20 protein-coding genes and 2 tRNA genes are annotated in these 24,037 nt (G+C 71.2%); 10 read left to right on the top strand and 12 right to left on the bottom strand.

All coding sequences use genetic code 11. The features are described 5' to 3' along the window. The first annotated feature begins 137 nt into the window (after window positions 1-137). The 4 genes from ACQEVU_RS44860 (at window position 138) to ACQEVU_RS44875 (ending at window position 4,747) form a co-directional block, all read left to right on the top strand. The gene (locus tag ACQEVU_RS44860; RefSeq protein WP_433339684.1) at window positions 138-1,184 is read left to right on the top strand and encodes a mechanosensitive ion channel family protein; all 1,047 of its coding nucleotides are present in this window, start codon (window positions 138-140) and stop codon (window positions 1,182-1,184) included. Window positions 1,185-1,462: 278 nt separating this feature from the next. Then, complete coding sequence (locus ACQEVU_RS44865) at window positions 1,463-2,962, top strand: MFS transporter (protein ID WP_433335548.1); 1,500 nt, start codon at window positions 1,463-1,465, stop codon at window positions 2,960-2,962. Between the two features lie 4 nt (window positions 2,963-2,966). After that, window positions 2,967-3,383: a globin gene (locus tag ACQEVU_RS44870; protein WP_433335550.1), complete on the top strand. Its 417-nt coding sequence runs from the start codon at window positions 2,967-2,969 to the stop codon at window positions 3,381-3,383. Between the two features lie 104 nt (window positions 3,384-3,487). Further along, a complete protein-coding gene (locus ACQEVU_RS44875; RefSeq protein ID WP_433335552.1) occupies window positions 3,488-4,747 on the top strand; it encodes a PKD domain containing protein in 1,260 nt (419 codons plus the stop codon). 53 nt (window positions 4,748-4,800) lie between these two features. Here ACQEVU_RS44875 and ACQEVU_RS44880 read toward each other — a convergent pair. The 4 genes from ACQEVU_RS44880 to ACQEVU_RS44895 all read right to left on the bottom strand — a co-directional run bounded on the left by ACQEVU_RS44880 (window position 4,801) and on the right by ACQEVU_RS44895 (window position 8,919). Beyond that, window positions 4,801-4,876: transfer RNA gene (locus tag ACQEVU_RS44880), tRNA-His, on the bottom strand. 53 nt (window positions 4,877-4,929) lie between these two features. Then, on the bottom strand, window positions 4,930-5,568 hold the full coding sequence (gene orn, locus ACQEVU_RS44885) for an oligoribonuclease (protein ID WP_433335554.1): 639 nt from the start codon (window positions 5,566-5,568) through the stop codon (window positions 4,930-4,932). An 82-nt stretch (window positions 5,569-5,650) separates the two neighbouring features. Beyond that, window positions 5,651-7,006 (bottom strand): hypothetical protein, encoded by a 1,356-nt coding sequence (locus ACQEVU_RS44890; RefSeq protein ID WP_433335556.1) that lies wholly within the window; start codon window positions 7,004-7,006, stop codon window positions 5,651-5,653. Window positions 7,007-7,131: 125 nt separating this feature from the next. Then, complete coding sequence (locus tag ACQEVU_RS44895; protein WP_433335558.1) at window positions 7,132-8,919, bottom strand: copper resistance CopC/CopD family protein; 1,788 nt, start codon at window positions 8,917-8,919, stop codon at window positions 7,132-7,134. A 139-nt stretch (window positions 8,920-9,058) separates the two neighbouring features. Here ACQEVU_RS44895 and bcp point away from each other — a divergent pair, with 139 nt between their 5' ends. Then, entirely contained in the window at window positions 9,059-9,532 is a 474-nt protein-coding gene (gene bcp / locus ACQEVU_RS44900; protein ID WP_433335560.1) for a thioredoxin-dependent thiol peroxidase, read from the top strand. Between the two features lie 889 nt (window positions 9,533-10,421). Here bcp and ACQEVU_RS44905 read toward each other — a convergent pair. From ACQEVU_RS44905 to ACQEVU_RS44930, 6 genes are all read right to left on the bottom strand, one after another. Further along, entirely contained in the window at window positions 10,422-11,153 is a 732-nt protein-coding gene (locus ACQEVU_RS44905) for a hypothetical protein (RefSeq protein ID WP_433335562.1), read from the bottom strand. Between the two features lie 425 nt (window positions 11,154-11,578). Next, window positions 11,579-11,651: transfer RNA gene (locus ACQEVU_RS44910), tRNA-Leu, on the bottom strand. Window positions 11,652-11,674: 23 nt separating this feature from the next. Then, window positions 11,675-12,517 (bottom strand): transglutaminase family protein, encoded by an 843-nt coding sequence (locus ACQEVU_RS44915; protein WP_433335564.1) that lies wholly within the window; start codon window positions 12,515-12,517, stop codon window positions 11,675-11,677. Continuing rightward, window positions 12,514-13,440, bottom strand: a complete 927-nt coding sequence (locus ACQEVU_RS44920) for an alpha-E domain-containing protein (RefSeq protein WP_433335566.1) — start codon at window positions 13,438-13,440, stop codon at window positions 12,514-12,516. The genes ACQEVU_RS44915 and ACQEVU_RS44920 overlap by 4 nt, the downstream gene beginning before the upstream one ends. Beyond that, the gene (locus tag ACQEVU_RS44925; RefSeq protein WP_433335568.1) at window positions 13,440-15,002 is read right to left on the bottom strand and encodes a circularly permuted type 2 ATP-grasp protein; all 1,563 of its coding nucleotides are present in this window, start codon (window positions 15,000-15,002) and stop codon (window positions 13,440-13,442) included. Before ACQEVU_RS44925 ends, ACQEVU_RS44920 begins: the two co-directional genes overlap by 1 nt. A gap of 162 nt (window positions 15,003-15,164) precedes the next feature. Further along, the gene (locus ACQEVU_RS44930; RefSeq protein ID WP_433335570.1) at window positions 15,165-15,644 is read right to left on the bottom strand and encodes a hypothetical protein; all 480 of its coding nucleotides are present in this window, start codon (window positions 15,642-15,644) and stop codon (window positions 15,165-15,167) included. A 415-nt stretch (window positions 15,645-16,059) separates the two neighbouring features. On the opposite strand from ACQEVU_RS44930, the gene istA reads away from it, so the two are divergent. From istA to istB, 3 genes are read left to right on the top strand one after another with little or no spacing between them, the layout of a single operon-like run. Next, window positions 16,060-17,535, top strand: coding sequence for an IS21 family transposase (istA, locus tag ACQEVU_RS44935; protein ID WP_433334882.1), 1,476 nt, complete (start codon window positions 16,060-16,062; stop codon window positions 17,533-17,535). Then, window positions 17,532-17,774: a hypothetical protein gene (locus ACQEVU_RS44940; protein WP_433322424.1), complete on the top strand. Its 243-nt coding sequence runs from the start codon at window positions 17,532-17,534 to the stop codon at window positions 17,772-17,774. The genes istA and ACQEVU_RS44940 overlap by 4 nt, the downstream gene beginning before the upstream one ends. After that, window positions 17,771-18,580 carry an IS21-like element helper ATPase IstB gene (gene istB / locus ACQEVU_RS44945; RefSeq protein WP_433322422.1) on the top strand — a complete coding sequence of 270 codons (810 nt, stop codon included), beginning with the start codon at window positions 17,771-17,773 and terminating at the stop codon, window positions 18,578-18,580. The genes ACQEVU_RS44940 and istB overlap by 4 nt, the downstream gene beginning before the upstream one ends. 511 nt (window positions 18,581-19,091) lie before the next feature. Here istB and ACQEVU_RS44950 read toward each other — a convergent pair. Together ACQEVU_RS44950 and ACQEVU_RS44955 are read right to left on the bottom strand one after the other, a co-directional pair. Continuing rightward, window positions 19,092-19,793 carry a hypothetical protein gene (locus ACQEVU_RS44950; protein ID WP_433335572.1) on the bottom strand — a complete coding sequence of 234 codons (702 nt, stop codon included), beginning with the start codon at window positions 19,791-19,793 and terminating at the stop codon, window positions 19,092-19,094. An 814-nt stretch (window positions 19,794-20,607) separates the two neighbouring features. Continuing rightward, window positions 20,608-21,408, bottom strand: a complete 801-nt coding sequence (locus ACQEVU_RS44955; RefSeq protein WP_433335574.1) for an MOSC domain-containing protein — start codon at window positions 21,406-21,408, stop codon at window positions 20,608-20,610. 95 nt (window positions 21,409-21,503) lie between these two features. Between ACQEVU_RS44955 and ACQEVU_RS44960 the strand changes: the two genes are divergently transcribed. Next, a complete protein-coding gene (locus tag ACQEVU_RS44960; protein ID WP_433335576.1) occupies window positions 21,504-22,367 on the top strand; it encodes a MurR/RpiR family transcriptional regulator in 864 nt (287 codons plus the stop codon). Between the two features lie 9 nt (window positions 22,368-22,376). Next, on the top strand, window positions 22,377-24,029 hold the full coding sequence (hutU, locus tag ACQEVU_RS44965) for a urocanate hydratase (RefSeq protein ID WP_433339685.1): 1,653 nt from the start codon (window positions 22,377-22,379) through the stop codon (window positions 24,027-24,029). Window positions 24,030-24,037: the final 8 nt, after the last annotated feature.

Here is a 24,037-nt window from a genome sequence, read left to right on the forward strand (position 1 = left end):
CCCTGATAGATCCTCGGATTGCACGTACTATTTGCGGCCGGTGGGTGAACCTTCACCCGCGACCCCCGAACGTTTGTGCGGATTTTCCCCATTCGCCCCGGTTTGCCGCTAGGAGCTCCGTGATCAGCCCCTTCGCGATGCCGCTGGAGACGCCCTCGCCGACGGCACCGAGCCCCGCCCGCCCGAGCTGCGCCGCCACCAACGGCCTGTGCGACTTCGTCTTCGACAAGACGAACAGCCGCTGGCTCGCCGAGAGCAGCTACTGGGTGCTGGTCAAGCCGGTCACGATCGCGCTGATCATCCTGATCGCCTTCGTCATCCGGGCGATCATCCACCGCTCCATCGACCGGCTGATCAAGCACACGGTCGCCGAGCGGGAGGGCGGCGGCACGCTGCTGCGCCCGCTGCGCAACCGGCTGCCCACGCTGACGCTGCCCAGCGAGCGGCGCAACCAGCGGGCCCGGGCGCTCGGCTCGGTGCTGCGCAGCATCGCCTCGGCGGTGGTGTTCACGATCGCCGCCATGCTGGTGCTCGGCGAGATCGGCATCAACCTCGGGCCCCTGCTGGCCAGCGCCGGCATCGCCGGCCTCGCGATCGGCTTCGGCGCCCAGAACCTGGTGAAGGACTTCATCGCGGGCCTGTTCATGCTGCTCGAGGACCAGTACGGCGTCGGCGACGTCGTCGACGTCGGCGAGACCAGCGGCACGGTCGAGGCGGTGGGCCTGCGCATCACCACGATCCGCGACGCCGCCGGCGTGGTCTGGTACGTGCGCAACGGCGAGATCGTGCGGGTCGGCAACAAGAGCCAGGGCTGGGCCGTGGTCAACATCGACGTGCCCGTCGGGTTCGTCTCGGTCGAGCAGGCCACCGCGGTGCTGCGCGAGGCCGCCGAGGACTTCGCGTCGGACCCCCACTTCGCCGACGACTTCATCGACCCGCCGAAGGTGCTCGGCGTCGAGCAGCTGACGGCGGACGGCGCGGTGCTGCGCACGACGGTCAAGACGTCGACCGAGGCGCAGTGGCGGGTCGGCCGCGAGCTGCGCAAGCGGCTCACCGAGGGGCTCGAACGGGCGGGCATCGCGGCCCAGCTCACCGCGGCGCGCATGTTCATCCGGCCGGGCAGCACCGACGGGCACGACCCGGCGGCCCCCGGCGCGGGCCACGCTCCGTCAGGCCCGACCTGACCGCCAGGCGGCGTTGCGCCACCCGGCTTCCTGTAGCCATATCGCCAGTACTGCGCCGAACGGCGGAATTTGTCCGATCTCACGGCCACCCGTGATCAACCCAGAGGGTAGGGTCGCGCGTCGGGTGGTCAGTCGGTTATCGTCCGTTCGTTCAGGTGCATCGCTGCACAGTATCCCGGTCCGCCGCCGTTGACCCCTCTAAGTGGCGGAATGACCGGTTCGGCCGCGCCCGCGAACGTTTGAGCCGCTGTCGTGACCGAGGGAAGGGGGCTCTGCCGGTGTCCGATCCCGACGAGTCCGCGCAGCGCTCGGCCACCATCCGCGAGACGCTCGCCAACCGCGAGTTCGCGGCCGCGTTCTGGGCGCAGGCGCAGTCGTCGCTGGGCGACAACGTGGCGCGCGCCGCCATCGTCGCCGTGGTGTACGGCCAGACCAAGTCGCCGGCGCTGACGGCCGCGACCTTCGCGATCAGCTACCTGCCCTGGCTCGGCTTCGGCGCACTGCTGTCGGCGTGGGCCGAGCGCCACGCCTACCGGCGCACCATGATCGGCTGCGACCTGATCCGCGCCGGCATCATGTTCGTGCTGGCCGCCTTCCCGCACGGGCCGGTCGGCCTGCTCATCGCGCTGCTGTTCTGCAACGCCCTGCTGAGCCCGCCGTTCGACAGCGCCCGCTCGGCGCTGCTGCCGCAGCTGATCTCCGGCGAGCAGTACGTCACCGGCATCACGATCATGCGCACCACCGCCCAGATCGCACTCGTCGGCGGCTACGCCCTGGGCGCGCTGCTGGTCAGCCTCGACGACTCCGCCGCGCTGCTGTTCAACGCGGTCACGTTCGCGTTCTCGGCGCTGCTCGTACAGCTGCGGATCAAGGAGCGGCCGCCGGGCCTGAAGACCGAGCAGCGCACCAACCTGGTCCGCGAGGCGGTCGACGGCTACCGGGTCGTGTTCCGCTCGCCGGTCATGCGCTCGATCGCGCTGGTCGTCTTCGGCGGCGTCGCCTTCGGCGTGATCCCCGAGGGCATGGCCGCGGCCTGGGCCGCTCACCTGGCCGGGCGCGCCGACTCGTTCGCCTTCGGCGCCATCCTCAGCGCCGCCGCGTGCGGCTACGTGCTCGGCAGCGCGCTGGTGACGTGGCTGCTGCGGCCCCAGCGGCGCGTGGCCCTCATCCGGCCGCTGGCGATCGTCACGCCGCTGGCGATCGTGCCCGCACTGTTCGACCCCGGCCTGGCGGTCGTCGTCATCATGACGGTCCTCGGCGGCGCCTCGCTGGCCATCACGCTGCCGGCCGGCAACGGGCTGTTCGTGCAGGTGCTGCCGCCGGCCTACCGGGCCCGCGCGTTCGGCGTCATGCAGAGCGGCATGCACCTCATCCAGGGCGCCACGGTCATGCTCACCGGCTGGCTCGCCCTGCACTACCGGCTGCCCGACGTCGTGGGCTTCATGGGCATCGCCGGCGTGGGCATCATGGTGCTGATCATCGCCTCGTGGCCGGCGCAGGCCACCGTCGCGGACGCGATCGCCGCCAACAAGGTCCGGGCCGCCGCCGACGCCCACGAGGCCGCGACGCCCGGCGGCATCGACGACTTCGGCGAGGTCACCATCGACCTGGGCCGCGCGCCGCTGCCCCCGCGCAGGCGCCCCTCGCCGGGCCCGTCGGCGCGCCGGGAGCCGCCGATGCCCGACCCGGCCGAGCGCACGGTCGACCTGACGGAGCGCACCGCGGAGCTCGGCGGCCTCCCACCCGCACCCCCCTCACAGGCGGCGCGGCATAGTTGATGGCGTGACGTCCCCCAACTTCTACGAGCTGGTCGGCGGCGAGCCGACGTTCCGCAAGCTCGTCGACGAGTTCTACGCCGGCGTGGCCGAGGATCCGATCCTGCGGCCGCTGTACCCGGAGGAGGACCTCGGCCCGGCCAACGAGCGCTTCCGGCTGTTCCTGATCCAGTACTGGGGCGGCCCCGGCACCTACTCGGAGACCCGCGGCCACCCGCGCCTGCGCATGCGGCACGCGCCCTTCCGGATCGCCTCGGCGGAGCGCGACGCGTGGCTGCGGCAGATGCGGCGGGCCGTCGACGCGATCCAGCTCGCACCCGAGCACGAGGCGGTGCTGTGGGAGTACCTGGAGCGGGCCGCTCACTTCATGGTCAATGCGGACGACCCGAACGAATCGGACTCTCCGGCCGTTCAGGTGCTTTAGCGCCCGTAGCGTTTCCTTTGTGACCTTTTCGCGTTGGTCGACTATGTCCTGCCGTGTCCGGTGGGACGGTCTGGCACCACGAAAATCACCAAGGAGCCGCCCGCATGCGCCGACGCCTCATCGCCGCTGCAGTAACAGCACTGGCCGCGGTCGCGGTCGCCCTCCCGGCGTCCGCCGCGCTCAACCAGTCCGCCCCGGTGTCCATCGACCCCGTCGACTACACGCCCAACGTGCTCGACGGGGAGGTGCGCGCGTTCGCCGTGGTTGGCGACGCGGTCGTCGTCGGCGGCGACTTCAGCACGGTCACGGACGCGAAGCGCCAGGTCAGGTATAAGCGCAACAACCTCTTCGCGTACCGCGCCGCGACCGGCGAGATCCTGCCGTTCGCGCCGCAGCCCGACGCGCCCGTGCTGTCGCTGGCCACCGGACCGAACAACACGGTCTACGCGGCCGGGGCGTTCCAGAAGATCGCGGGCGGCGCCCAGCGCGGCATCGCCCAGCTGAGCCTTGCCGACGGCCAGCGGGTGCCGGCGTTCACGGCACAGATCAACTGGGGCGACATCCGCAGCATCATCGCGTACGGCCAGTATGTCTACGCCGCCGGATCGTTCAGCCGCATCGGCTCGGTCGGCCGGGTCGGCCTGGCCCGCCTGGACGCGACGACGGGCGCCGTCGACCCGGCCTTCGACCTCAAACTGGCCGCGCCGAACCTGACGCGGGTCAAGCTCGAGGACCTCGCCCTGACCCCGAACGGCACCCGTCTCGCGGCGGTCGGCGCCGTGGAGCAGGCGGCCGGCCAGTGGCGGGCCCAGGTGGTCATGATCGACACCCCGCCCGGCGCCCCGGCGCGCCTCGCCGACTGGTACACCGACGCCTACGCCCGCCCGTGCCGGGCCGGCTTCGAGACGTACCTGCGCGGCATCGACTTCGACCCGACCGGCACCTACGCGACGATCGTGGCGACCGGCCGCAAGTGGGGCGACAAGCTCATGTGCGACACCGCGGCCCGGTTCGACCTGCGCGGCTCGGGCCTGCACAAGCCGCTGTGGGTCAACTGGACCGGCGGCGACTCGCTGTACTCGGTGGCGGACACGGGCGCGGCGGTCTACGTCGGCGGGCACCAGCGCTGGATGGACAACCCGCAGGGGCACGAGAACGCGGGCCCGGGCGCGGTGGCGCGGCCCGGTATCGCGGCGATCGACCCGGTGACGGGCAAGGCGACGTCCTGGAACCCGAAGCGCGTCCCGCGGGGCGTCGGCGCCCGGGCGCTGCTGGCGACGCCGCAGGGCCTGCTGGTGGGCTCGGACACGGAGCGGATCGGCAACGAGTACCACGCCCGGCTGGCGCTGCTGCCGCTGTCGTAAACGGCCCGGAAAGCGAATCGGCCCCCGTCCGCTGGACGGGGGCCGATTTCATGTGGGGTGACTGATGGGATTTGAACCCACGACACCCGGGACCACAACCCGGTGCTCTGCCAACTGAGCTACAGCCACCATGAACTCGCCCGCTAATAGTAGGGCATGCGGGGCGGGATTCGTCGACAGGGTTATGACCCGTTCGTGTCGCCTTCCTTGCTCAACTCCGCGGCGATCGCCTTGGCGGTGTCCACGTCGGGCCCGGGCAGCGGCACGAAGAGCGTGCGCCGGTAGTACTCGAGCTCGCGGATGCTCTCGCGGATGTCGGCGAGGGCGCGGTGGGCCAGGCCCTTGGGCGGCTGGCCGAAGTACACGCGCGGGTACCACCGCCGGCACAGCTCCTTGATCGACGACACGTCGATCATCCGGTAGTGCAGGTGGTGGTCGAGGCGGGGCATGTCGCGCGCGAGGAAGCCGCGGTCGGTCGCGATCGAGTTGCCGCACAGCGGGGCGGTGCGCGGGTCGCGCACGTGCTCCGTGATGTACGTCATGATCATGTCCTCGGCCTCGGCCAGCTGGACCGTGGAGGCCCGCACCGCCTCGGTGAGCCCCGATTTGCCGTGCATGTCGCGAACGACCTCGAGCATGCCGTCCAGCGCGGCGTCGTCGGCATGGATCACCACGTCGATGCCGTCGCCGAGCACGTTGAGATCCGGGTCGGTCACCAGCGCCGCCACCTCGATCAGCGCGTCCTTACCCAGATCGAGACCCGTCATCTCACAGTCGATCCAGACCAAAAGATCACCCACACCGGACAGCCTAGTGTTCATCTGGTCGACTGCTCACCTCTCGGTGCAGGCAACCACCCAAACTGCGCGATGTCGTTATCAACGGACCGCATCCAGGCGCCCCTCAGCGCGCGGCGCGGCCCGAGTCGGCGGGCTCGTCGAGGGCGAGCGGCGCCCAGGTGAACTGCAGCTCGATGGCCGGCATGGCCGGCAGCGGGGGCAGCTGGATGGGGCCGTTGCCCTCCAGCTCGACGCCCTCGGGCGCGGGGCGGTCCAGCTCGCTCTCGGTGAGCAGAACCACATCGCGGACCTCGGCCGGCCGCTGCTCCGCCTGGCCCCGCTGCTCGGCGGCCTCCGCGTCGGCGGCGGCGAGCACGTCGGCGAGCGTGGCCAGGACCGCCCTGCTCGGCCGCTTGCCCTCGGCGGTCGCGGGCTCGTCGGCCTGCTGCGCTTCGGCCGGCTCGGGCTCCGCCGGTGCGTTGGCTTCTTCTGCGACGTTTTCCTCGCGCGCTTCGACCACGGGCTCTGGCTTCGCAGCGGGCTCCGCGTCGGCGGCGGGCGCGGGAGCCGGGGCGGCGGGCAGCTCGGGCATCGGCTGGGTCGGCAGGACGGGGACGGCGAGCGGTGCCGGCCGGCGGCCCTGCGGCCAGGCGATCGTGACCAGCGCCAGGAAGAACAGCGCCGAGCCGAGCATGAGCAGGCCACCGGTGGTCGGGCCGAGCCAGGCCGGGTCGAGGCGGGCGGTCAGGGCGGCGTCGACGCCGGGCGCCGCGTCGGCGCGCATGATGACCAGCGACAGGTGCCGGCCGCGCAGCGCGGACGGGGACCAGGTCAGCTCGGCGGCGCCGGCGTGCCGCTCGCTGCGGGCCAGCCAGAACTTCTGCTCGCCGGGCTTGGCCGTCGCCGGCGCGCCCGGCCCGTCGGCCGGCTGCGCGTCGGCGGGCACCTGGCCGTCCGCCGGGGCCGGGACGGCGGCCGGATCGCCCGGGGCCGGGTCGCCCAGGGCCGGGTCACCCGGGGCTGGGACGCCGGGGGCCGGGACGCCCGGGACCGGCGGGGCGGGCGGCAGGACCATCGGGTGCTCGCGCCGCGCCGTCGCGGTGGTCAGCTCGACCGGGAGCGGGCCGCGGGCGAGCCGCACGCGGGTCAGGCGGGACTGGGCGGCGCCTTCGAGGTACCGCTGGACGTCCCGCTCCTCCCCGAGCCCGATGAAGAGCGGGCCGCCGGCGCCGACGGCCGACAGGCTGAGCGTGGTCTGCCCACCCCGCGCGAACGGCGCGTCGGCCCGCAGCAGCGCGTCGACGTCGGGCACGACCACGGCGATGCCGTCCGCACGGACCCGCTCGAGTCGCGCCGTGAAGGTGTCGTCGGCGGCGCGATGCTCCATGGCCAACAGGAGTCCGCCACCGGCGAGAGCCAGCGGCACCGCGATGAGCAGCAGCAGCGCGCCGACACCCGCCCGAACCAGACGCACGACCATGGCAGCGGCCCCTCTTCCCCCGGCGTTACGGGGCCGACATTACCGGCAATTCGGTCAGCAAACGCCCGTATTGCCCCAAAACCGCGGAACCGGTTCTTTTATGGCGAGTTCACCGAGTGGTTGTTTTAGGGGGACTTCACCGGCACCTGCACCGTGAACGTGGATTGGTTCAGGTCGTCCACCCGGGCCGTGAACTTGAACTCCCACGTGCCGGCCGGGTTCAGCGTGACCTGCCCGACCGCGTGGTCGTCGCCGATCGCGAGGGTCGGCACGGTGATCGGCTCGATGCCCTTCGACGGCAGGGCGGCGGTCACCTTCCACTCGACCACCGTCTGCGGCTGGACGCCGTCGGGCTTGAGGGCGTACAGGTGAATGGCGTTGAGCCCGACCTGGCCCGGCGAGATGTCGATCTGCAGCTTGAGCAGGTCGCTCGAGACGGTGGTGTCGAACGGTCCGGGCGGGGTGTCGCTCTGCCCCCCGCGGGCCGGGCTCGTCTGGACCAGCACCGAGGTGAGCGCGAGGACGACGACCGCGATCGCGACCTCGATCATGACCGCGGTGCGCAGCCGCTTGCGATCGCCGTCCGAAGCGACCGGCGGAGGTTCTTCCACCGCCTCGTCCTCGTCGCGATCGGCCTCCTCCTCCGGCGCCTCGCCATCTTCGGCGGTGTCGTCCGGTTCGAGGTATCCGCCGCTGCCCGCGCCCACCGCGGCCGGGACCTGGACCGGGGTGAAGCGGCGGCTGGTGATCCGGCGCGAGTACGCCGCGACCGCCACCACGACGGCGAGGAGCAGGACCTTCGCGATGACCAGTTGGCCGTACGTCGTGCCGGTCAGCGCGTCGATGGTGCCGATCTCCACGAGCGCCTGCGCGGTGCCGGCCAGCACGAGAACGGTGATCGCGAAGAGGGCCCACCCCGACCACACCGGGACGATCGCCGTGAGCTCGCGGGCGTTGGCCCGCCGCAGCAGGAACCCGAACAGCATGACCAGGCCGCCCAGCCAGATGGACATGGCCGCGAGGTGGGCGACGTCGGCGACGACGGTCAGGGTCGGCACCGGCGAGGCGCTCGGGTGGCCGGAGATCGGCCAGGTCCCGAGGCCGACGATGCCGAGGATCACCAGCAGCGTCTGGTCGATCTTGCTGGCCCGCCCGGCGACCAGCGGCCGCAGCAGCAGGGCGGCGGCGATGACCACGCCGAGCCGCACCAGGTGCGCCGCGCCGAACGGGGTGCCCATCACCTCACGGGCGGCGTCGCCGGAGACGTCGAAGAGGGTCGTGCCGGCGGTGTAGGGGATCTGGAGGTACAACTCCAGGAGCGTGCTGACCGCGAGCAGCCCCGCGCCGGCCTGCGCCAGGCGCCCCGGATCGCGGGCGGACAGCCGCCGCGGCCAGAGGGCGAACAGCACCAGCGCCGGGCCGATCAGCAGCACCAGGCCGGCGAAGCCCAGAAAGCGCGCGACCGACATGGCGTCCTTGACGACCGTGTTGGTCTGGACCGAGGAGCCGGCGTCGTCGGCGTTCGGGACGGCGGAGGGCTGGCCGTAGGAGAAGCTGTAGCCGCCGCTGACCGGGTGGCTGTCGGCCGAGATGATCCGGTAGCTGACGAGGTACGTGCCCTTCGGCCCGCCCGGCTTGAGCGGGATCACGAGCTCCGTGTCGCGCACGGTCGGCTTGCCACTATCGGCGCGGTTGCCGTCCGGCCCGGTCACCCGGATCTTGTCGGCCACCATCCGGACCTGCTCGCTGAACGTCAGTGTCACCTCGCCCGGCAACTGGTCGAGCACCGTGCCCGCGACGGGCGCGGTCTGCTCGAGCGTTGCGTGCGCGCTGGCGGGCGCGGCGGGCAGCACGAGGATGGCCAGGGCGCCGAGGATCATCGCCAGGGGTATGGACCATCTGCGTCGGGTCATGACGTCATGATTTCTCGCCCCTCATCTTCGGGTGGTCGCGGGTCCACCACGAAAAGTTCCCGGTTACTGTGCGTAATTATTCATGGACGTACCGCTATGGCGGCCATCGCGGGAAACAGTCACGCGATAGAGTTCGGTCATGACGACGACGCGCCTCGAGCCGGGTGACACCGCCCCCGAGTTCACGCTGCAAACGGACCGGGACGAGCCTCTGTCGCTGGCCGACCTTCGCGGCCGCAAGGTCGTCCTCTACGCCTATCCGGCCGCGATGACGCCGGGCTGCACCAAGCAGGCGTGCGACTTCCGCGACAGCCTCGCGTCACTGCAGGCGGCCGGCTACGAGGTCGTCGGCATCTCCCCCGACTCACCGGCGAAGCTGGCCCAGTTCCGCGAGCGCGACGCGATCACGTTCCCGCTCGTCTCGGACCCGGACCGCGCCGTGCTGCGCGCCTACGGCGCCTACGGCGAGAAGCAGAACTACGGACGCACGGTCCTCGGCGTGATCCGGTCCACCTTCGTGATCGACGAGAAGGGGCAGATCGAGCGCGCGATGTACAACGTGCGCGCCACCGGCCATGTGGCGAAGCTGCGCAAGGACCTCGGCCTGGACTGAGCCGCCACCTTCCGCCCGGCGCCGCCTCTGACCGCGGCGCCGCACTCCAGCCGGGTTGCCTCTGGTCGCGCCGCCGCTTTCCGCCGGCGGGCTTCTAGCCGCGGCGCCGCTTTCCGCCGGCGGGCTTCTGGCCGCGGCGCCGCTTTCGGCTGGCGTGCTTTGGCCCGGCGTCGCTTTTGGCCCAGCGCCGCCGGGCGTGCATCCCCAACCCCCGGCGCACACCACTTTGACGCGGCGGGGGCCACCAGCGCGGCGACGCGCATCCCGCTGTCCGACGCATATTCCATGGGCGCGTCGGGCGGCTGCCGTCGTGTGGCCGGCGCATCATCTCCCCCACCCAGCAACCAACCCCGCCGCCTCGGCGCGGCCGACGTTCCGCGTGTAGCCCGACGGCCATTCACATCCCGGCCCCTCGGCCCATCTCACGTCCGTCCGCGGCCGGCCCCGCCCGGCGCCGCACATGTGGCCTCACGGCCATCGGCGGTCGCGGCCCCCCGGACATGGTGAAGCCCGGCGGAGTATCCATCCACCGGGCTTCGGCGTGCCGCCCAATTGCGCACACCGGCGACGTTTGAAGAACGTAGATCAAGTTATGACGTCGCGCTCTTCGATTGAGCTATCGGCCCATGGAGAGGACCGAGCGGGAGTTGAACCCGCAACCTCGACGACTGGCGTCCCGTTCGTTTGATCCGGCGTTCGGCGGCGAATGCTCAGACTGGAGCGAGAAGTTGAGTTTGTGTTTCGGCTCCCGCGGCCGCCTCTGCCATTGGGCTACGCCGCCACGTGAATGGCGGCGGAAGGAATCGAACCTCCACATTGACACCGCGCGCACCTGTCAAACTGAGCCTCAGGTTCAGTCTGCGCTCCTTGCGCACCGCCGATCCTATGCTCACCCGAAGAGGTAGCGAAACACCTTTTCGCCGGTCTCCTGCTCGACCACCTCGACCGCGTTGGCCTCCTCGCGAGCGAACTTCACCGCCGCCTGCAGCCGCTCGACGCGCTCCACGAGCTCGTTGACGCGCTTGGCCGGCAGGGCGCCGGAGAACTTCACGGTCTTCCAGTAGCCGATGACCACGTCCTCGTAGTAGACCTCGACCTGCGCCGGGTGCTTCTCCGTCGCCTCGGCCTTCACGTGGTTGCGCGGGATCTTCTTCGTACGCGTGGTCTGGGTCGGCTCGGTGGCGTAGGTGTCGGCCGACGCGTCGTACACCCACGTCTCCGCGGCGTCGAGCACCGGCAGCTTGCGCACGAACGTGAGCAGGTCCGCGAGCTGCTTCTCGAGGAACAGCAGGTACGACACCGGCACCTCGCGCAGCAGCGTGTTGCCGTCGACGACGACATCGGCACGCGCGACGCAGTTGGTCCAGTCCTTGGTCGCGGTGACGTCGAAGAGGCGGGTCAGGATGGTGCCCGTCTGCCGCAGTACCTCTTCGGCCTTCACCTGCACGCGGGTCGACTCCGGCGGGAGCTGCTCGCCTTCCTCGTCCTTCGGGCGGTACGTGCGGGAGATCCCGGCCAGCAGCGCCGGCTTCTGCAGGACGTGGTGGGCCTCGGTGAGGTCCTGGAACGAGCGGGACTTCACGCCCTTCTCGACCGCGATGATCTGATTCAGCTTCGTCATAATGCGCCCGAGTGTACGAGCGGAAGCCGAAGGCACAGAACCGAAATACCGCCGGCATCCGCCGACGCAGGCGCAACCACCGAACCGTGCAGCCACGGCATCCGCCACACAGGCGCAACCACCGAACCGTGCAGCCACGGCATCCGCCACACAGGCGCAACCACCGAACCGTGCCGCCACGGCATCCGCCACGCAGGCGCAACCACCGAACCGTGCCGCCACGGCATCCGCCACGCAGGCGCAACCACCGAACCGTGCCGCCACGGCATCCGCCACGCAGGCGCAACCACCGAACCGTGCCGCCACGGCATCCGCCACACAGGCGCAACCGCCGAACCGTGGGGTTTCCGGGGGCTCGGCCCCCGGAGCCAGCATGACGCCCGACCCGGTCCGCGCTTTCCGCGGACATACCTCGCCTGAGGGCGTGGGGCCGGTGAGAGTCGAACTCACACTGGCACGGACCTAAACCGTGTGCCTCTGCCATTGGGCTACGGCCCCTTGTAGACCGAGAGACACAATACTCAGGCGAGGCGCGTGATCTCCACGGTGACGCCGAGGTGCTTGCTCGGCGCGCCGTGATATACCCCGCGCAGCGGCGGCACGTCGTCGTAGTCACGCCCGCGGGCGACCACGACGTGCCGCGGGCCGACCGACACCCCGTTCGTGGGATCGAACCCGGTCCACTCCCCGGCCCACCACTCGATCCACGCGTGGCTCTGCCCCGCGACCGTCTCGCCGACCTCGGCCTCGACCTTCGGGTGGAGGTACCCCGAGACGTACCGCGCCGGCACCCCCCGGGCCCGCAGCAGCCCCACGGTCAGGTGCGCGAGGTCCTGGCAGACCCCCTTGCGCAGGTCCCACGCCTCCTGGGCGCTGGTCTGCACGCCGGTCGACCCCGGCACGTACGCGACCTCGGACCGCACCCAGTGCGACACCGCCTCGGCGGCCTCGGCCGGCGGCCGCCCGGCGACGGCGTCCCAGGCCTGCTCGACGAGGGCCGGTTCGACCGCAGTGAGCCGGCTCGCGGCGAGGAACTCCGCGTGCGCGTCGAGCACCGCGTCGGCGCGCAGGCCGTCCCAGCCGAGCCGGATCGTGGCCGAAGGCGGCGTGACGACCTCGACGAGGCTGCTGGAGACGACGCGCAGCTGCTGGTGGGGCCGGTGCAGGTCGAACGCGGTGACCTGGGTCGCCCAGTAGTCGTAGTAGCGGTAGGTGGCCGCGCCCGGTGTGACCTCGACCTGGCTGAACAGCGTCGTCTGCCAGGGCAGGGTGAGCGGGGTCAGCCGGGCCTCGTTGTAGGACGCCGAGACGGTGCCCGCGTACTTGTACCCGGTGACGTGCCGGATCTTCAGGCGCCAGTTCATGATCCACCCCAAGCGACGGTGCCCCATGTGACGGGCGTGGACTGCGGGAAGTACCGGGCGGTGATCGCCGCGCTCGCGGTGGCGCAGGTCTGCTGCAGGGCGCGCAGGTGCTGTGGGAGCTCGGCCAGCAGCAGCGCCGTGTCGGCGTACTCCAGACGCGTCCGAATCTGCCCGATCGGCCGCCGCGCGGCGTCGGTCACGCCGGCCCGCTCGGTGGTGGGCGCGAGATCGATCAGGCACTGCTCCGCCGTACCGAGGGCGTGCAATGCGGAACGGGGAAACAGGCGGTCCAGGAGCAGGAACTCGGTGACCCGCTGCGGGTCGAACGTGCCGCCGTGGGTGCGCAGGAACGCCTCGTCGGCGCCGCAGGAGCGCAGCACGGTCCGTGTGTTCGTCTGGATCGACAGCAGCCGCGCGGTCATGTCGACGCGCTCCAGCGAGCGGCCCAGCACCAGGAACCGCCACCCGTCGTCCCGGCTCATGGTCGACTCGGCGAGCCCCGCCAGTACCGCGGCCCGCTCCCGCACGTAGCTGAGGAACACGATCGGCCCGAGCCGCTCGGCCGCGACCCGGCGCGAGGCCAGCGTGTGCCAGGTGACGTTGAGGCACTCCCACATCTCGCTGGAGATCGTCTCGCGCACGCCGCGGGCGTTGTCGCGGGCCGCCACGAGCGCGCCGGAGATCGCGCTCGGGTCCTCGGCGTCGAACGCGAGCAGCTCCAGCACGTCGCCGGTGGTGAGGCGGCGCTCCTGCGGGGCGGCCACGCCGAGGATCGCCATGAGCGAGCGGCACGCGGCGTCCTCGTCGGCCCACGGGTCCTCGAGCAGGCGGCTCAGGAACGCGTCGAGAATGCGGGCGGTGTCGTCGGCGCGCTCGACGTATCGGCCGATCCAGAACAGCGACTCCGCGATACGACTGAGCATCACTGTTGTCCCGTCATCTGGGCGGCCGCCGGTCCACCGTCCCGCGGACCGGCACCGGACTCCCGCGGCTCGGCCGGCTCGCGCGGCTGGATCGGCGCGGGCGCCGGGTCCCCCGGATGCGCCAGCACCCAGGTGTCCTTCGACCCGCCGCCCTGGCTGGAGTTGACGACCAGCGCCCCCTCGGGCAGCGCGACCCGCGTCAGCCCGCCCGGCAGGAGCCAGATCTCGTTGCCGTCGTTGACCGCGAACGGCCGCAGGTCGATGTGGCGCGGCGCGACCCGGTCCCCGAGCAGCGTCGGCGACGTCGACAGCGCGACCGGCCGCTGCGCGATCCACCCGCGCGGATCCTGTTCGACCGCCCGCCGCAGCGCCGCGAGCGTCTCCTCCGACGCCTGCGGCCCGATCACGATCCCCTTGCCGCCGGCGCCGTCGACGGGCTTGAGCACGAGCTGGTCGAGCCGCCCGAGCACGTCGTGCAGCACGTCGGGGTCGCGGTCGTCGAGCCGGTGCGTCTCGACGTTGTCGATCAGCGGCTCCTCGCTCAGGTAGTACCGGATCAGGTCCGGCACGTAGGTGTACACGAGCTTGTCGTCGGCCACCCCGTTGCCGACCGCGTTGGCGAGCGTGACCTGCCCCGCCCGCGCCGCGTTCACGATCCCCGGGCACCCGATCACCGAGTCGGGCCGGAAGTGCAGCGGGTCCATGAAGTCGTCGTCGACCCGCCGGTACACCACGTGCACCGGCCGCTCCCCCTGCGTCGTGCGCATCCGCACCCGGTTGCCGCTGCACACGAGGTCCCGCCCCTCGACGAGCTCGACCCCCATCAGCCGGGCGAGCAGCGCATGCTCGAAGTAGGCGGCGTTGTACACGCCGGGCGTCAGCACGACGACCGTCGGATCGTCCACCCCTTCCGGCGCCGCCGCCCGCAGCGCCGCGAGCAGCCGCGCCGGATAGTCGTCCACCGGCCGCACCCGAGCGTCCGCGAACAACGCCGGCATCGTGTGCGTCAGCGCGCGGCGGTTCTCGATGACGTACGACACCCCGGACGGAATCCGAAGATTGTCCTCAAGGACCCGGAACCGCCCCTCCTCGTCCCGAACCAGGTCCACGCCGCTGATATGCACGCGAACCCCGTTGGGCGGTTCGATGCCATAGGCTTGTCGATGAAAATGGGCGCTGGTCGTCACGAGCCGCCGCGGCACGACCCCGTCGGCAAACACCCGCCCCGCGCCGTAAATGTCGCCGAGAAACGACTCGAGCGCCCGCACCCGCTGCTGCACCGCACTCGTCAGCAAATCCCATTCCGCGGCGTCGAGAATGCGCGGAATGAGGTCGAGCGGGAACGGCCGCTCCTCCCCCGCATACGCAAACGTGACCCCGCGATCGGTGAACACCCGAGCCAGCTGATCGGCCCGAAACCGCAGGTCGGCCGGCGCCAGCGGCTGCAGCGCGGCGAACAACGAACGGTAGGGCGCCCGCGGCTGTCCGGGGCGCTCGAACATCTCGTCCCAGGCTTGGAACATGCCCCCGGACATCGAGTACTCATCGAAGATGTCCGCCATGACGGGAGCCTAGGCACGAACGGTTTCGGCCGGATTACCGGTATGTTTTGCCTTTCCATGGCTCGGGTCCGCACAACTTACGACCGTTGTTCCCACCAGACACCGGTCGACGCTGAAGCGTCTCCCTGCCATCTCCGCGGTGCCAAGCCCTCCCGCGGCGTTCTAGCGCAGGCGTTTGAGAGCCGCGACGGCCTCTTCGGGTTCGTCCACACTGACGGTGAACTGCCGCCCCCCGAAGTCGAACATCAGCGCCGGCCCGGACCGCACGATCACGGCCCGCCCGCGCCCCGGCACCCAGGTCCACCCCCACCGCTGCCCGAGGCTCGACTGCACATCGACAACGCGAAGGTCCTGCACCATCCGCAGCGGCACCGCAATCGGCGGCATGGGCACCAGCCCGTGCCGGATCCGCACGTTGTACATGCTGATCTGCACCCCGACGTGCCCCATCGCCGCCGCCCACCCGAGCACCGCGACCCCCGCCAGCATCAGCAGGACCGTGAGGACCAGCCGCTTGGGATGCGAGAACGCGTCCCCCGGCGCCACGAGGTACCCGGCCACGAAGCACCCACCGGCCAGCGCAACGCCGGCCCCCGCCCGCCGGTACCCAACGGCCCGCCCGCTCCAAAGCAGAAACGACACGCGCGTTGTTCTACCAGAGCCCGCCCTCCCACCACGTGACGGCTGGCGGAAGCCCCCGGTCATACCTGCCCAGCCTCGCGCGAAGCACGGAACGCCTTTGCTCAGGCGCCCCGGTTCCTCGTGTCCCTCACACGGTTCGCCGCCACAGACCGGCAGGTCCGATGCTCAGTCGGCCCAGTTCCTCGTGTCCCTCACACAGGCCGCCTGGGCCGATGCGTATGCTCGCGGACGCTGAAAAATCCTTTCTGACGGACAGTTGAGTCCCGGCTCGCGGACACCGGAATTCCTGGTGGGCGGTCAGGTGATCTCCGTCATGACCTCGTGTAGTGGATCTCCCCGGCGGGTTGGCTGGCGGGTTGCTGACCTTGCCGCCGACCGCACCGGGGAGACCGTGACCAAGTCTGACAGGGAGATCATGGAAATTTTGGAGGCGTACGACCTGACCGGGTGCGCGCACTCGGCGGGGCAGTTGGCCGGGTGTGACCCGAAGACGGTCCAGCGGTATGTGGCGCGGCGGGACGCCGGCGGCGGGGATCCGTTCGCGCGGGCGGTCCGGCCGAAGCTGATCGACGCGTTCCTGCCGAAGGTTGAGGAGCTCGTCGAGGCGTCGAAGGGCAAGGTTCGCGCGGACAAGGTGCATGAACGCCTGGTGGCGTTGGGGTTCGCCGGCACGCAGCGCACGACCCGGCGGGCGGTCGCGGCGGCCAAGAGCGCGTGGCGGGCTGGGCGGCGGCGCACCTACCGTCCGTGGGTGCCCGAGCCGGGGCTGTGGCTGCAGTTCGACTGGGGCGACGGGCCGCGGATTGGCGGGCGTAAGACGAGCCTGTTCTGTGCGTGGCTTTCCTGGTCCCGGTTCCGGGTGGTGATCCCGACCTGGGACCAGACCCTCGGTTCGTTGATCGCGTGTATGGACGCGACGCTGCGCCGTATTGGGGGCGCGCCGACGTATCTGCTGGGTGACAACGCCCGCACGGTCACGGTCGAGCATGTGGCCGGGGTCGCGGTGCGCCATCCGATGGTGGTCGCGGCGGGCCGGCACTACGGGGTCACGGTGCATACGTGTGAGCCGTTCGACCCGGAGTCCAAGGGCGGGGTCGAGGCCACGGTGAAGGTCGCCAAGGCCGATCTGGTGCCCACCGAGGCGAACCTGCGCGGCGAGTACGGCTCGTTCGCCGAGTTGGCCGCGGCGTGCGAGGCGTGGTGCGAGCACATCAACGCCCGCCCGCACCGCGAGACCGGCGTCGCGCCGGTCGAACGCCTCGCCGTGGAGCGGGGCCGGCTGCACGTGCTGCCGGCCAGCCCGCACACGGCGGCGCTGGGTGAGGAACGTCTGGTCGGCGACGACCAGACGGTGCGGTTCGGGTCGGTGCGCTACTCCACCCCGCCCGGACACGTCGACACCAGGGTGTGGTGCCGGGTCGTCGGCGACGAACTGGCGATCGTCGCGATGGGCCCGGCCGGAACCGTCGAGATCGCCCGGCACGCGCTGTCCACGCCGGGCAACCCCCGCATCCTCGACGTCCACTATCCGCACCATCCCGGCGGCAACCACCCCCGCCCGCCCCGGCCACGGGCCAGGTCGAAGGCCGAGGCGGACTTCCTGGCCATCGGTGACGGCGCGCACCAGTGGCTGATCGAGGCCGCCGCGACGGGCGTGGTCCGGGTCCGGGCGAAGATGGCCCGGGCGGTCGAGTTCGCCACCATCCTCGGCGCAGCCCGGGTCGACCAAGCGCTCGGCCTGGCCGCCGCGGCCGGCCGGTTCGACGAGCACGATCTCGGCTCGATCCTGGACCACCTCGACCGCCGCGGCGCCACCGGCGACCTGGTCCACGCCGACGAGACCCACTCTGCCCAGCCCGGCACCAGCGGCTGGGGACGGTTCGGCCGATGAGCCACCACGAACCGGTCCACCGGGTGCATCTGGACCGCGACGACGTCGACGACCTGGCACGGCTGCTGCGCCGGGTCGAGGACTGGCTGCGGCACGCCGGTGCCGACACCCGCGACGACCTCGCCGAGTTCCTCAACGGCCCCGGCAACGGCGTCCTCGCAGCCACCGGACTGCTCCACGCCCTCGACCACCACACCCTGCAGCTGCACCAGTTGCTGCGCGAACAGGACACCCAATGACCCGACCGACAACCCGACGCACCACCCCACCAGCAGCAGCACCCGCCGCGCCGGCCCTGCCCGACGAACTCGACCGGCTGCTACGCCGGATGCGGCTGCCCTACCTGCGACAAGCAGCGCCCGACGTCATCGCCACCGCCAAAGCCCAACGGTGGGACCCCGCCGAGGTGCTGCGCGTGCTCATCAACGAGGAAGTCATCGGCCGCGACGCCGCCACCCGACGGATGCGCCGCAAGACCGCGAACTTCCCCACCGGCAAGACCTTCGGCACCTGGCGACCGGACCAGTCCTCCATCCCGGCCCCCACCCAGCAGGCCCTGACCACCCTGGAATGGATCAGCCGGGCGGAGAACCTCGCCGTCGCCGGACCCTCCGGCACCGGCAAGAGCCACTTCGTCGAAGCCCTCGCCCACACCGCGATCGAGGCCGACCTGCGGGTGGCCTGGTTCACCCTCGAAACCCTCACCGGCACCATCGGCAGGGCCAAAGCCGACGGCTCCACCGCCCGCACCGTCGCCCGGATCTGCCGCAGCGACCTCATCATCGTCGACGACATCGGCATGCTCCCCGCCGGACAAGACGCCGCCGAAGCGTTCTACCGCATCGTCGACGCCGCCTACGAACGCCGCTCCATCGCCGTGACCAGCAACATCCACCCATCCGGCTTCGACACGATCATGCCCAAGACCCTCGCCACCGCGACCGTCGACCGGCTCCTGCACCACGCCCACCTGATCACCACCGAGGGCGACTCACACCGCCTGCAACAGGCCCTCGCCGGCAAAGGAGTCAAAGCCTTGACCTAACCCCACCAGGAGATCACCTGACCGTCAGCACGGAAATCTGGTGTCCGCCCACACCGAGCTTCAAAGACCGCAGGACAGGACTTCGTCCTGACCGTTGACAGCGTAGTCTTCTCACAGCTCGCCGCCACGGACCGGCAGGTCCGATGCTCAGTCGGCCCAGTTCCTCGTGTCCCTCACACAGGCCGCCTGGGCCGATGCGTAGTCTTCTCACAGCTCGCCGCCACGGACCGGCAGGTCCGATGCCCGGTCGGCCCAGTTCCTCGCGGCCCTTACACAGGCCGCCTGGGCCGATGCGTAGTCTTCTCACAGCTCGCCGCCACGGACCGGCAGGTCCGATGCCCGGTCGGCCCAGTTCCTCGCGGCCCTTACACAGGCCGCCTGGGCCGATGCGCAGTCTTGTCACAGCTCGCCGCCACGGACCGGCAGGTCCGATGCCCGGTCGGCCCAGTTCCTCGCGGCCCTTACATACCTCGCCGCCCACGAACACTCAGCGTTTCTCGAACCTCAACGTTCACCCGGCACGCGGCTCCCCGCACTCAACCACCGCGTCGGCCAACGCCGTCAGCGACCGCACAACGGCATTGCGCCCTTCCCCACCATGCAACATCTTCCGCGGCTCCCGAATCCGTTCAACCCCGATCGCATGCGCCCCCGCCCGCTGCGCCGCCGACATCGCCGAGAACGTCGCACAGACCACCGCAGTCTCATGCGCCACAACCCCAATGGCGTCAAACACGGGCGCAAGCGTCCGCACGGCCGGATTCCGCACGGCGAACCCCCGCCCAAGCGCCGGCCCCACAAGACCCCGCAACCCCAGCCGATGCAGGTACCGCCCAACCGCAGACTCACTATGCGGCGCGTACACAGCCACAGACCGCCCCGTCCCCCGACAAGCTTCGAAGAACTCGCCGGCCCCAGCAGTACCCGCCACCCAGTCCGCAGCATCAACTTCGGCATCATGCACAAGCTGCTCGGCCCGGCGCCCCACTTCCTCCGACACCCCGTACGCCTCCGCCAACATGTCGAACGGATTGTCGCTTTCCCCAATGAGCAGCGACGTCCGAAACCCACCTTCCCGCAACATGTCCCCCACCTGCCGAGCAACCACCGCCGGCTCGGGCAGCAGGTTCCCCAACACACTGAACGTCACGACAACATGCCGCGTACGCTCCAAAATCTCGGCAAGGTGCGGCCTCACCCGCAAGGGCGTCACGCGTTGATCATGACCCGCCACCCGCCCCCCGCGACGCGTTATGCCACATTCGCCTCGCACAAGCGGCCACCCACCGCCACACGAGCCCACCCAGCCCCATCCCCACCCTGACCTGGGCCTTCAGCCTGACCCAGCCGCAGCCCGCAGCCCCACCCTCGGGCCGCCTCATGTCAGCGATGTCCCGAGCCTCGGCACCGAGGGAACGCAGCCACTACGACGCCCGCCGCACGAAGCACCCCACCACCAGCGCCGCAGTCCACCACCCGCGCCGCGACCCACCACGCACGCCGCCCCCACCATCCGCCGCGCGGCGCACCGCCCGCGGCGCCACCCACCGTGCGGGCCGCGCCGCCCACTCCTGGCGCATCCACCGCCCGCGACGCAAACCACCAGCCCACCGCACCCACCACACGGGTTGCGCCACCCACCCCGGCGCACCCACCGCCGCGCCGCGGTCCACCACCCGCGGCGCAGCCATCACGCGCGCCGCACCCGCTACCCGCGGCGCTCCGCACCCACCATCCGCGGCGCGGCGCACCCGCCGCGCGAGGCGCAACCCACCACGCTAGCCCCACCGCCCCCTCTCGGCGCACCCACCGCCCGCGGCGCAACCCACCACGCGGGCCCCACCGCCCCTCTCGGGCAGCCGCCGCCCGCGGCGCAGCCGCCGCCCGCGGCGCAGCCGCCGCCCGCGGCGCAGCCGCCGCCCGCGGCGCAGCCGCCCGCTAGGCGCAACCCGCGGTTCAGGCCCACCGCGCACCCCCGCCGCGGTCAGCCCCGATGACCCGCGGCGATAGCTCCGCACCAGCAACCGTCAGAGGATCGTGATCTCGTCGCCAATCGCAATCTCGCCGCGCACATCCGGAATCAGGTTGATGCCGAACAGCAGCCCTTCCGGGAATCGCCGATGCTTGCCGAGTACGCGCAGCGGCTGGCGCCCCTTCTCACCCGTCTCGGGGTCGATGGTCGTCAGCACGCACCGGTCGCACGGCTTCGGCGCGCGGAACGTGACATCCCCGATGGCGATCCGCCGGCCAATCCAGTCGTCCTCCGCCCAGGCCGGCGCGCCGGCCACGACCACGTTGGGACGAAACCGCGTCATCGCGATCGGCTCGTCGCCGTCCTCGACCAGCCAGTCGTTCACCGCCCGCAACGACCCCTCGTTGGTCAGCAGCAGCGGAAAGCCATCGGCGAACGAGACCCGGTCGTCCGGCTTCGCGAAGTCCGGCTCGACGGGCCGCCGCGTCGGATCGTCCAGGTAGAACAGGCGCGCCGGCCGCTCGATGACCCGCGAGATCCATTGCGCCACGACGTCCCCCGCGAACGTCGCTGCGATCCACCGATGGAAGTGCCTGATGTCCGCCAGGCCCCCCGTCGGGAACGGGACGTCCAACGGATTCATCCCGGCCGCCTCCAACACGAGGCCGCTCTCGGTGTAACGCGGCCTGATCCGTCCCATCGGCGGGCAGTCGCGCTGCGTGATGAGCTTCGACTGTTCGTCGACGACGATCCAGCGCCGGTCTCCGGCCAGGCCCCACGGCTCCACCTCGGCACGCTCGGTCTCGGTGCGGTAGCAGCTCTTGATGGGGTACGTCGCCAAATAGCTCAGATACACGTCCAGAGAGTCGCATGTGGTCCTCCCTTCCCGCCAACATTCTGAATGACTCCATGCACTTGACGCAACCCTGAAAGCCAACTTACAGTCGACTCATGACCACCTCCCCGCGCCAGCGGATCCTCGACCTCTTCGACGGGCAGCGACTGACGCCCGTCCAGCGCCGCATCGCGCGGATCCTGGTCGAGCACGCCAGCCGGGCGGGCTATCTCTCGAGCGGCGACCTGGCCAACCTCGCCGGCGTCAGCCAGCCATCGGTGACCAGATTCGCCACGGCGCTGGGGTTCGACGGCTATCCGGCGCTGCGAGACGAGCTGAGGGTCACGATCGACGGCTATCGCCACGGACCGCCCACAGTGGACGACACCGACGAGGGCTCGCCCACCAGCCAGTTCGAGCAGGCGCTGAGCGACGAGATCGCCAACCTCCAGCAGCTGTCCGACACGCTGCGCGATGCCGGGCCCCTGACAGAGGCGGGTCGGCTGCTGATGGGGAGCCGCCCCCTTCCGGTGCTCGGCATGCGGGCGGCCGGCGCGCTCGCCGGACACTTCGCCTACTTCGCCGCCAAGGTGCACCCCGACGTCCGGCTCCTGCACGAGCAAGGCAGCCTGTTCGCGGATCGACTGGAACAGGCACGGGCGGCCGGTGCAGTTGCGATGCTGGCGTTTGTGCTGCCCCGATATCCGCGCGAGGCCGTCGACGCGCTGCGCGAGGCGCGGGGGGCCGGACTGCGGGTCGTCACCGTGACGGACTCTCCGGTCAGCCCGGCCGCGGCCGAGTCGGACGTGGTGCTGCCCGCGCCGGTCGGCTCGCGGCTGGTGTTCGACATGCACACCGCCCCGATGGCCATGGTCACGATGCTGCTGCAGGCGATGTGCGACGCCGCGCCTGCAGAGACCCAGGAGCGGCTCGAGGCGTTCGAGCGCTCTGCTGCCAACCGCCAGGTATTCCTGCCTTAGCCGAGGAGAATCATGGAAGCAATCCGTGCCCCTCGGGGCACCCAGTTGACGGCGCGAGGCTGGCAACAAGAAGCCGCCCTGCGCATGCTCATGAACAACCTCGACCCTGACGTCGCGGAGCGTCCGCAGGACCTCGTGGTGTATGGCGGCACAGGCAAAGCCGCACGGGACTGGCCCTCGTTCCGGGCGCTGGTCCGCACGCTCACGACTCTGGCCCCGGACGAGACCATGCTGGTGCAGTCGGGCCGCCCGGTGGGTGTGCTGCAGACCCACGAGTGGGCGCCGCGGGTGCTCATCGCCAACTCCAACCTCGTCGGCGACTGGGCCAACTGGCCGGAGTTCCGGCGTCTGGAGGCGCTCGGCCTGACGATGTACGGCCAGATGACCGCCGGCTCGTGGATCTACATCGGCACGCAGGGCATCCTGCAGGGCACCTATGAGACGTTCGCGGCGGTGGCCGAGAAGCGGTTCAACGGATCGCTGGCCGGCACGCTCACCGTCACCGCGGGCTGCGGGGGCATGGGCGGCGCGCAGCCGCTGGCGGTGACGATGAACGGCGGCGTCTGCCTGATCATCGACGTCGACCGGACCCGCCTCGAGCGGCGCGTCGCCACCCGATACCTCGACGTCATCGCGGACTCCCTCGAGGACGGGGTGCGGCGGGCGGTGGAGGCTCAGACCGCCCGGCGAGCCCTGTCGATCGGGGTCGTGGGCAACGCCGCGCTCCTGGTGCCCGAGCTGCTGACGATGGGCGTCGCCGTCGACATCGTCACCGACCAGACCTCCGCGCACGACCCGCTGTCCTACGTACCGAGCGGGATCGCGCCCGAGGACGCCGCCGACTACGCGGCGAAGAAGCCTGAGGAGTTCACCGAGCGGGCCCGGCAATCGATGGCGCGGCACGTGGAGGCAATGGTCGGGTTCCTCGACCGCGGCGCCGAGGTGTTCGATTACGGCAACTCGATCCGCGGCGAGGCGCAGCTCGGCGGATTCGACCGGGCGTTCGCGTTCCCGGGCTTCGTCCCGGCGTATATCCGGCCGCTGTTCTGCCAGGGCAAGGGCCCGTTCCGGTGGGCCGCTCTGTCGGGAAACCCGGCCGACATCGCGGCGACCGACCGGGCGATCCTCGACCTTTTCCCGGAGAACGAGTCTCTGCGCCGCTGGATCACCATGGCGCAGGAGCGCGTGGCCTACCAAGGCCTGCCGGCCCGGATCTGCTGGCTCGGGCAGGGCGAGCGCGACCGCGCCGGCCTGCGGTTCAACGAGATGGTCGCCGACGGCACGCTGGAGGCCCCGATCGTCATCGGGCGCGACCACTTGGACACCGGCTCGGTCGCCTCGCCGTATCGCGAGACCGAGGCGATGCGCGACGGCTCCGACGCCATCGCCGACTGGCCGCTGCTCAACGCCTTGGTCAACACCGCGTCAGGCGCGTCGTGGGTGTCTATCCACCACGGCGGCGGCGTCGGCATCGGCCGGTCGATCCACGCGGGCCAGGTCTCGGTCGCCGACGGCACCGACCTCGCGGCGCAGAAGCTGGCCCGGGTCCTGACCAACGACCCGGCGATGGGCGTGCTGCGACACGTCGACGCCGGATACGAGGACGCCGCCGAGGTCGCGGAGGCGACCGCCCTTCGAGTACCGATGCGGGAGCAGTCGTGAGCGCCGAG

It is taken from the genome of Dactylosporangium sp. CA-139066, from assembly GCF_050936175.1.
GTDB lineage: Bacteria > Actinomycetota > Actinomycetes > Mycobacteriales > Micromonosporaceae > Dactylosporangium.